7 protein-coding genes and 2 rRNA genes are annotated in these 7,941 nt (G+C 60.2%); 1 reads left to right on the forward strand and 8 read right to left on the reverse strand.

Translation table 11 applies throughout. The features are described from left to right. Window positions 1-97: 97 nt before the first annotated feature. The 6 genes from DJFAAGMI_RS16460 to DJFAAGMI_RS16485 form a co-directional block, all read right to left on the reverse strand. Window positions 98-1,282 carry an acetyl-CoA C-acyltransferase gene (locus tag DJFAAGMI_RS16460; protein WP_211457932.1) on the reverse strand — a complete coding sequence of 395 codons (1,185 nt, stop codon included), beginning with the start codon at window positions 1,280-1,282 and terminating at the stop codon, window positions 98-100. 41 nt (window positions 1,283-1,323) lie between these two features. Then, a complete protein-coding gene (gene aceK, locus DJFAAGMI_RS16465; protein ID WP_211457933.1) occupies window positions 1,324-3,171 on the reverse strand; it encodes a bifunctional isocitrate dehydrogenase kinase/phosphatase in 1,848 nt (615 codons plus the stop codon). Window positions 3,172-3,265: 94 nt separating this feature from the next. Beyond that, a complete protein-coding gene (can, locus tag DJFAAGMI_RS16470; RefSeq protein ID WP_043005410.1) occupies window positions 3,266-3,928 on the reverse strand; it encodes a carbonate dehydratase in 663 nt (220 codons plus the stop codon). Window positions 3,929-3,978: 50 nt separating this feature from the next. Continuing rightward, on the reverse strand, window positions 3,979-5,166 hold the full coding sequence (locus DJFAAGMI_RS16475) for an isovaleryl-CoA dehydrogenase (RefSeq protein WP_211457934.1): 1,188 nt from the start codon (window positions 5,164-5,166) through the stop codon (window positions 3,979-3,981). A gap of 38 nt (window positions 5,167-5,204) precedes the next feature. Next, the gene (locus DJFAAGMI_RS16480; protein ID WP_211457935.1) at window positions 5,205-5,663 is read right to left on the reverse strand and encodes a PaaI family thioesterase; all 459 of its coding nucleotides are present in this window, start codon (window positions 5,661-5,663) and stop codon (window positions 5,205-5,207) included. A gap of 49 nt (window positions 5,664-5,712) precedes the next feature. Next, window positions 5,713-6,114, reverse strand: a complete 402-nt coding sequence (locus tag DJFAAGMI_RS16485; protein ID WP_003061601.1) for a MerR family transcriptional regulator — start codon at window positions 6,112-6,114, stop codon at window positions 5,713-5,715. Window positions 6,115-6,235: 121 nt separating this feature from the next. Here DJFAAGMI_RS16485 and DJFAAGMI_RS16490 point away from each other — a divergent pair, with 121 nt between their 5' ends. Continuing rightward, window positions 6,236-7,318, forward strand: coding sequence for an MBL fold metallo-hydrolase (locus tag DJFAAGMI_RS16490; RefSeq protein ID WP_211457936.1), 1,083 nt, complete (start codon window positions 6,236-6,238; stop codon window positions 7,316-7,318). 147 nt (window positions 7,319-7,465) lie between these two features. Here DJFAAGMI_RS16490 and rrf read toward each other — a convergent pair. Continuing rightward, window positions 7,466-7,578: ribosomal RNA gene (rrf, locus tag DJFAAGMI_RS16495) — 5S ribosomal RNA — on the reverse strand. A gap of 167 nt (window positions 7,579-7,745) precedes the next feature. Then, window positions 7,746-7,941, reverse strand: a 23S ribosomal RNA gene (locus DJFAAGMI_RS16500); the annotation flags it as partial.

Below are 7,941 nucleotides of genomic sequence, written 5' to 3' on the forward strand. Positions count from 1 at the left end.
CGCAATGTGAACTGCACACATTCAGCGCGAATGCGTGCAATCCGTTGAACATGCGTTCACTGTAGAGCAAACTGGTGGCGATTCTGAGCAAATGACGTCAGATCAGCTCAACGGCCATGGCCGTGGCCTCGCCGCCGCCGATGCACAGCGTGGCCAGCCCCTTCTTCTTGCCGCGTGTCTTCAGCGCGTGCAGCAGGGTGACCAGAATGCGCGCGCCGCTGGCGCCAATCGGGTGTCCGAGAGCACAGGCTCCGCCGTTCACGTTGACCTTGTCATGCGAGACCTTGAGATCGGCCATCAGCGCCATGGGCACCACGGCAAAGGCTTCGTTGATCTCCCACAGGTCCACATCGTCCACGGCCCAGCCGGCCTTCTTCAGCGCCTTTTCGGTCGCGCCGACGGGCGCGGTGGTGAACCACTCGGGAGCCTGCGCAAAGGTGGCATGCGAGACGATGCGCGCCAGCGGCTTGCAGCCCAGTTGCTTGGCGGTGGACTCGCGCATCAGCACCATGGCGGCAGCGCCGTCGTTGATGCTGGAGCTCGACGCCGCCGTGATGGTGCCGTCCTTCTTGAACGCAGGCTTGAGGCTGCCGATCTTGTCCAGCTTGGCCTTGGCCGGTCCCTCGTCCACGCTGACGGTCACATCGCCCTTGCGGGTCTTGACGGTGACGGGCGTGATTTCGGCGTCAAAGGCACCGCTGTGCGCGGCGGCCTGGGCGCGCTGCACGCTGGCAATCGCAAACGCGTCCTGCGCTTCGCGCGTGAACTCGTATTTGGCAGCGCAGTCCTCGCCGAAAGTGCCCATGGAGCGGCCGGCTTCATAGGCGTCTTCCAGACCGTCGAGCATCATGTGGTCGAAGATCTTGTCATGTCCCATGCGGTAGCCGCCACGCCCCTTCTTGAGCAGATAGGGAGCGTTGGTCATGCTCTCCATGCCGCCGGCAATCATCACCTCGCGGCTGCCGGCGATGAGCTGGTCGTGCGCCAGGATGGTGGCCTCCATGCCCGCGCCGCACATCTTGGACAGGGTCACGGCGCCCGTGCTCTGCGGCAGGCCGCCCTTGAAGCCGGCCTGGCGAGCCGGAGCCTGGCCCTGGCCGGCCATCAGGCAGTTGCCGAACAGCACTTCTTCCACCAGCTCGGGCCGGATGCCCGCACGTTCGATCGCGGCCTTGATGGCGGCTCCGCCCAGATCATGGGCGGCCAGATCGGAAAAATCGCCCTGGAACGCGCCCATGGGAGTGCGGGCTGCGCTGACGATGACTACGGGATCCTGATGCATGGTTTGTCTCCTTGAAAAATGGATGGATGTGATCTGCCTCTTCAAGCGAGGCTATTGGCGGGAATCTCGAAACGCTGCGTGTCCAGTCCTGCGTCGCCTGCATGCAGAAAGCGGCTGCGCTCGTAGGGGAACACGTCCAGGAAATGGCCGTCACGGATGCGGCTCTGGTGGGCGCGCCAGAAGTCAGCCTCCAGCAAGTCGGCGTGATGGCGCATGAAGATGTCGCGCACGGACGGGTGGCCCAGCAGAAAAGGCCCGAAAGTCTCGGGAAAGACATCCCTGGGGCCGACCGAGTACCAGATGTCGCCCGACATCTCCTCTTCCTCGGTGCGCGGCTCGGGCACCTGACGGAAATTGCAATCGGTCAGGTATTCGATCTCGTCATAGTCGTAGAACACCACCTTGCCGCCACGCGTGACGCCGAAGTTCTTCCACAGCATGTCGCCGGGAAAGATATTCGTGGCGACCAGGTCCTTGATGGCATTGCCGTATTCGAGAATGGCTCGCTCCATGGCGGCGCGACGCTCCGGCTTGGTGTCTGCTTCCGCCAGACACTCCATCAGGAACAGGTTCAGCGGCACCAGGCGGCGCTCTATGTAGAGGTGGCTGATGATGACTTCCATCTGCCCGTCGCCATCACGGTCGCTGATCTCGATCTGCTCGGGGGCCTGGGCCTGCAGCTCGGCCAGCAGCTCGTCGCTGAAGCGCTCCTTGGGAAAGGCCACCAGGCTGTACTCCATGGTGTCGGCCATGCGACCGCCGCGGTCATGCTTCTTGACCAGCTGGTACTTGGCCTTGACCTGGGGACGCGAAACATCCTTGCTGCTGGCGATGCGGTCCTTGATGAGCTTGAACACATAGGGGAAGCTGGGCAGATCGAACACCAGCATGACCAGGCCCTTGATGCCGGGCGCAATGCGCAGCTGATCGCTGGAATGGCGCAGATGATGCAGAAAGTCGCGGTAGAACAGCGTCTTGCCCTGCTTGGCCAGACCCAGGGCGTTATAGATTTCCGCCTTGGGCTTGCGCGGCATGAGGCTGCGCAAAAAGCTCACATAGGCGCTGGGCACCTCCATGTCCACCATGAAATAGGCGCGCGCAAAGCTGAACAGCGCATGCAGGTCGTCCTCGCCGAACAGGGCCGCATGCAGTATTAGTTGCTCCTGCTCTCCATGCAGTATGGGGATCGCCAGCGGCAGCTCGGTATAGCCGGTGATGATCTTGCCGACCAGGTAAGCCCCCTTGTTACGGTAGAACAGGCTGGACAGCACCTGAAGCTGGAAGTTGGCCCTGAGCGTCAGGCCCGCCAGCCTCTCGCGTATGCGCTCGGCCAGCAGATGCACGTCGCGCTGCAGGTCTTCGAAGCGGCATTGCAGCTGCAGCTGCTCGAACAGGATCTGCAGCGTGCCTTCGAGCTGTGCGAGGTTGCCCGGGTAATAGGCGCGGTAGATGGGTACGGCACCCGGTGCGGTGTTTTCCAGGTATTCGGTGCTGACGGCCGCCCGCACGAAGATGAAGTCGTTCTGGAAATGGGTGCGGTGCAGAATCTTGGTGGTGACCGAGTTGAAGAAGGTCTCGGCCAGCTCTGGCTGCAGATGATCGACCATCAGGCCGATGTAATGGAGCTTGACCTGCTGCCAGACAGCCATGCTCTGCAGACTGGCCGCAAACTCCTCTTCCAGCCTCTGGATGCAGGCACGCACCTGCCGGTCGTAGAACTCTATGCGTTCACGCTGGGCTTGCTGCTGGCCCGGCCAGTCCATGGACTCGAAGCGTTGCTTGGCCCGGGCAGCTTCCGCACTGAACATGCGGTAGTGCTGGTTGTAGCCCTGCATCAGGGCCTGCGCAATCGCATAGGCCTCGGGGGCGTCCAGTCGTTGCGGAAACATGGCGGGCCAGTCGCTCCAGATAAATGAGCAGCACTCTCAAGCGGCACGCTTCTTGGGCCCGCTTGAGGGCACTGCAACTGCGCAGTGGCTGCGATCAGTCGCGCTTGCGCGCTGCGACCTGCTCGACAGCCTTGTTGTAGACATCCTCCAGACCGCCCACGCCGGGCACGGTCATTTCGAGGTTGGTGATGTGGCCGTTCTTGAGGCTGTAGCACCAGCCGTGCAGCGTGACCTTCTGGCCGCGAGCCCAGGCGTCCTGCATGACGGTGGACTGGGCCACGTTGACCACCTGCTCGATGGCGTTGAGTTCGCACAGCGCATCGTGGCGAAACTGGGTGGACATGCCTTCCAGCAGCTTGATGTGCTTGTCGCGCACGTCGCGCACATGGCGGGTCCAGTTGTCCACCAGGCCCAGACGCAGATTGTTCAGCGCCGCATACACGCCGCCGCAGCCATAGTGGCCCACCACCATCAGGTGCTCGATCTTCAGATGATCGACCGAGTACTGGATGGTGGACAGGCAGTTCAGATCGCTGGGCACCACCACGTTGGCCACGTTGCGGTGCACGAAGACCTCGCCAGGCTCCAGACCCGTGATCTGGTTGGCCGGCACGCGGCTGTCCGAGCAGCCGATCCACATGTACTTGGGTTTTTGCTGCGCCATCAGTCCGGTAAAGAAACCAGGACGATCACGCTCCATCTGGTCTGCCCATTGGCGGTTGTGGACAAACAGTTCTTCGATGGAGGTTGTTGTCATGAAGCTATCCTTCTTTTTGTGGTTGAAAGAACGGCGCAGCTCCTGCTGTTTCAGCAGGTTTCAGCAAACAGCTCGCGGCCTATGAGCATGCGGCGAATTTCACTGGTGCCAGCGCCAATCTCGTAGAGTTTCGCATCTCGCCACAGACGACCGAGCGGATACTCGTTGATATACCCATTGCCGCCATAGATTTGCACGCCTTCGCCGGCCATCCAGGTGGCCTTCTCGGCGCACCACAAGATGACGCTGGCGCAGTCCTTGCGAACCTGGCGCACATGCTCGGTTCCCAGAAGATCCAGGTTTTTAGCGACCGTATAGGCAAAAGAGCGGCCTGCTTGCAGCACGGTGTACATATCCGCCACCTTGCCCTGAATCAGCTGGAACTCGCCGATGCTCTGGCCGAACTGCTTGCGGTCGTGGATATAGGGGACGACATTGTCCATGACGGACTGCATGATGCCCAGCGGGCCGCCGGTCAGCACCGCGCGCTCATAGTCCAGGCCGCTCATCAATACCTTGGCACCCATGTTCAGGCCGCCGAGAATGTTTTCGGCGGGCACTTCCACGTCCTGGAACACCAGCTCTCCCGTGTGGCTGCCGCGCATGCCCAGCTTGTCGAGCTTTTGCGCGATCGAGAAGCCCTTCATGCCCTTCTCGATCAGAAAGGCCGTCACGCCGCGCGCGCCCATCTCCGGCTCGGTCTTGGCATAGACCACCAGGGTGTCGGCATCGGGCCCGTTGGTGATCCACATCTTGCTGCCATTGAGCAGGTAGTAGCCGCCCTTGTCCTCTGCCTTGAGCTTCATGCTGATGACGTCGGAGCCGGCGCCGGGCTCGCTCATGGCCAGAGCTCCCACATGCTCGCCGCTGATGAGCTTGGGCAGGTACTTGGCCTTCTGCGCCTCGCTGCCGTTGCGATTGATCTGGTTGACGCACAGATTGCTGTGAGCGCCATAGGACAGGCCCACCGAGGCACTGGCGCGCGAGATTTCCTCCATCGCCACCATATGCGCCAGATAGCCCATGTCGGCACCGCCATACTGCTCGGAGACGGTGATGCCGAGCACGCCCAGTTCGCCGAACTTGCGCCACACATCCATGGGGAACTGGTCGCTGCGGTCGATCTCGGCCGCACGCGGAGCAATCTCGATCTGGGCAAATTCACGCACTGCGTCGCGCAGCGCATCGATGTCTTCACCGAGCTGGAAGTTCAGTCCTGGCAGATTGGCAAGGCTCATGGTTGTCTCCTGTAGATATGGTCTGATGAATCGTCTTGTCAGTGCTGTATGCCTTCGCGCTGCTGCACGCACATCAGGGTGCAGCTCATCGTGGCAACCAGCTTCTCTTTTCCCTGGTCAATGGCAAACGCCTTGCCTTCGGATACGGTGATGGTGCGCCCGGGCTTGATGACCCGGCCCTCCATGCGAAAGCGCTGGCCCTTGGCCGGGGCCAGCAGATTGATCTTGAATTCGATGGTCAGCACGGCGGCATCCATTGGCATCAGCGTCAGGCCAGCATAGCCACAGGCCGAATCGAGTGCGGTGGAGACCATGCCGGCGTGCAGAAAGCCGTGCTGCTGCGTCAGACCCGCAGCCCAGTCCAGGCAGATATCCACAGCGCCAGGCTCCACCAGGGTCAGCTCTGCACCAATCGTGGCCATCGCGCCTTGCTTGGCAAAGCTCTGCTTCACCCGATCGACGAAATCCCGAGACTCGGTGCTACCTGCAGCAGACATGGGCAATTCTCCAGCGAAGCGTTTCAATTGACGTTTACGTAAACGTCAATTATGCGCCATTTTTGCTCTCGCTCCTTTTCAGCAGTGTGCGTGCCTCTTTTTCCTGCTCTCGCACCTCATCCAGAGTCACCTGCAGATCGGCCATCTGCGCTTCAAGCTGCTTGCGGTGGATGGCCAGCACATCGAGAAACTTGCGCAGCTGCACGCCCGTATCACGGGGGCTGTCGTACATGTCGATGATTTCCTTGGCCTCGGACAGCGACAGTCCCAGGCGCTTGGCCCGCAGTGTCAGACGCAGACGTGCGCGATCTCGGGAGGAGTACACGCGGTTGCGACCGCCTGCGCCGGAGCGCTCGGGCTGCAGCAAGCCCATGTCCTCATAAAAACGGATGGCCCGGGTCGTGAGATCAAACTCTTTGGCAAGATCGCTGATGGTGTAGATGGTCGACATGATTTCGTGGAGTTGCGAGTCTTGCATCGCACAGGCGACTGCATGGGGCAGCCCGGTCTCTAAAATGCTTTGACAAAACTGACGTTTACGTTAACGTCAATGCTAAACGAAATACCGCCTCATGACCTCAAGCCAAGAATCCACACTTCATTACCCGCTCGGCGATACCTTGCCCGGTCCGGCCCAGACCCTGGAAGTGGCGCCCGGCGTCAAGTGGATCCGCATGACGCTGCCGTTTGCCCTGGATCACATCAACCTCTGGCTGCTGCGTGATCGCCAGACCGATCTGCATGGTCAGATACGCGAAGGCTGGACGGTCGTCGACTGCTGCGTCAACCGCACCGAGGCACGCGATCAATGGGAGCAGATCTTTGCCTCCGAGCTTGAAGGCCTGCCCATCTTGCGGGTCATCGTCACCCACATGCACCCCGACCATATCGGCCTGGCCGGCTGGATCTGCCGGCAGTGGAATGCCCCCCTGTGGATCAGCGCCACCGATTACAACGTCGCCCGCGTCGCCATGAAGGACAGAGACGGCTTCGGCGGCGAGTCAGGTGCAGACTTCTACAGCCTGCATGGACAGAGAGACGAAGAATTTCTGCTCCATGTGCGCGGCCGTGGCAGCTACTACTCTTCCCTGGTGGCCCCCATCCCCGACATCTATCACCGCATCATGGATGGCGACCAGATCGACATCAACGGCCGCACATGGCAATGCATTGCCGGCTATGGCCACGCGCCGGAGCACATTGCGCTGTACTGCGCGGAGCTCGAGACACTGATCAGCGGCGACATGGTCCTGCCCCGGATTTCCGCCAATGTCAGCGTGCATTCTTCCGAGCCCGAAGCCAATCCGCTGCAGCTGTTTCTCACATCGCTCAAGCGCTATTTTGAGCTCCCTCAGGACAGCTATGTTCTGCCCTCGCATGGCAAGCCCTTCACCGGATTGCACACTCGTGTCCAGCAGCTGCTCGACCACCACCAGGAGCGCCTGGACGACATCATGCAGGCCTCCCGGCAGCAAGGACTGAGCGCTGCCGACATCCTTCCCATCCTCTTCAAACGCCAGCTGGACACGCACCAGATGACTTTTGCGATGGGCGAGGCTCTGGCCCACCTGCACTACCTTTGGTACAGCCGGCAACTGACGCGACGCCTGGACGAAAACGGCATCCTGCGCTTCTATGCACCCACGCAAGAATAAAAAGAGAGCGCCTGGCGCTCTCTTTTTATGGGTTTCCGGTATTTTTGCAGCTGCAATGCTTTGACAGCGTACGACAGGCGCTCCTCGTTTCGAAGCGCCCAATAAAAAACCCCGTAATCTTTCGACTACGGGGTTTTCACTGTAAGAGCCTGACGATGACCTACTTTCACACGGGAACCCGCACTATCATCGGCGCAAAGTCGTTTCACTGTCCTGTTCGGGATGGGAAGGAGTGGTACCAACTTGCTATGGTCATCAGGCATAAACTTTTTGTCAGATTGATAGCGCCTTGATTAACTTCTTAATCTCGCTCACCTTCAATCCAACGAATTCATAGAGTCTTCAATCAGCTTTTCGATTGCGCCTTTTCGGCATAACTAGAACTTGCGTTCTGTCTTTTCATTTTTCCAGGCTTACCCAAAGTTATAGGGTCAAGCCGCACGGGCAATTAGTACTGGTTAGCTTAACGCATTACTGCGCTTCCACACCCAGCCTATCAACGTCGTGGTCTACAACGACCCTTCAGGGGGCTCAAGGCCCCGGCAGATCTCATCTTGAAACGAGTTTCCCGCTTAGATGCTTTCAGCGGTTATCTCTTCCACACTTAGCTACCCTGCGATGCC

Source organism: Comamonas brasiliensis (genome assembly GCF_018292285.1).
GTDB classification, from domain to species: Bacteria; Pseudomonadota; Gammaproteobacteria; order Burkholderiales; family Burkholderiaceae_C; genus Comamonas; species Comamonas brasiliensis.

What these genes read in the sequence shown, in the direction of transcription:
- DJFAAGMI_RS16460 (WP_211457932.1), bottom strand. Translation starts at nt 1,282, where the DNA reads ATGCATCAGGATCCCGTAGTCATCGTCAGCGCAGCCCGCACTCCCATG.
- aceK (WP_211457933.1), bottom strand. Translation starts at nt 3,171, where the DNA reads ATGTTTCCGCAACGACTGGACGCCCCCGAGGCCTATGCGATTGCGCAG.
- can (WP_043005410.1), bottom strand. Translation starts at nt 3,928, where the DNA reads ATGACAACAACCTCCATCGAAGAACTGTTTGTCCACAACCGCCAATGG.
- DJFAAGMI_RS16475 (WP_211457934.1), bottom strand. Translation starts at nt 5,166, where the DNA reads ATGAGCCTTGCCAATCTGCCAGGACTGAACTTCCAGCTCGGTGAAGAC.
- DJFAAGMI_RS16480 (WP_211457935.1), bottom strand. Translation starts at nt 5,663, where the DNA reads ATGTCTGCTGCAGGTAGCACCGAGTCTCGGGATTTCGTCGATCGGGTG.
- DJFAAGMI_RS16485 (WP_003061601.1), bottom strand. Translation starts at nt 6,114, where the DNA reads ATGTCGACCATCTACACCATCAGCGATCTTGCCAAAGAGTTTGATCTC.
- DJFAAGMI_RS16490 (WP_211457936.1), top strand. Translation starts at nt 6,236, where the DNA reads ATGACCTCAAGCCAAGAATCCACACTTCATTACCCGCTCGGCGATACC.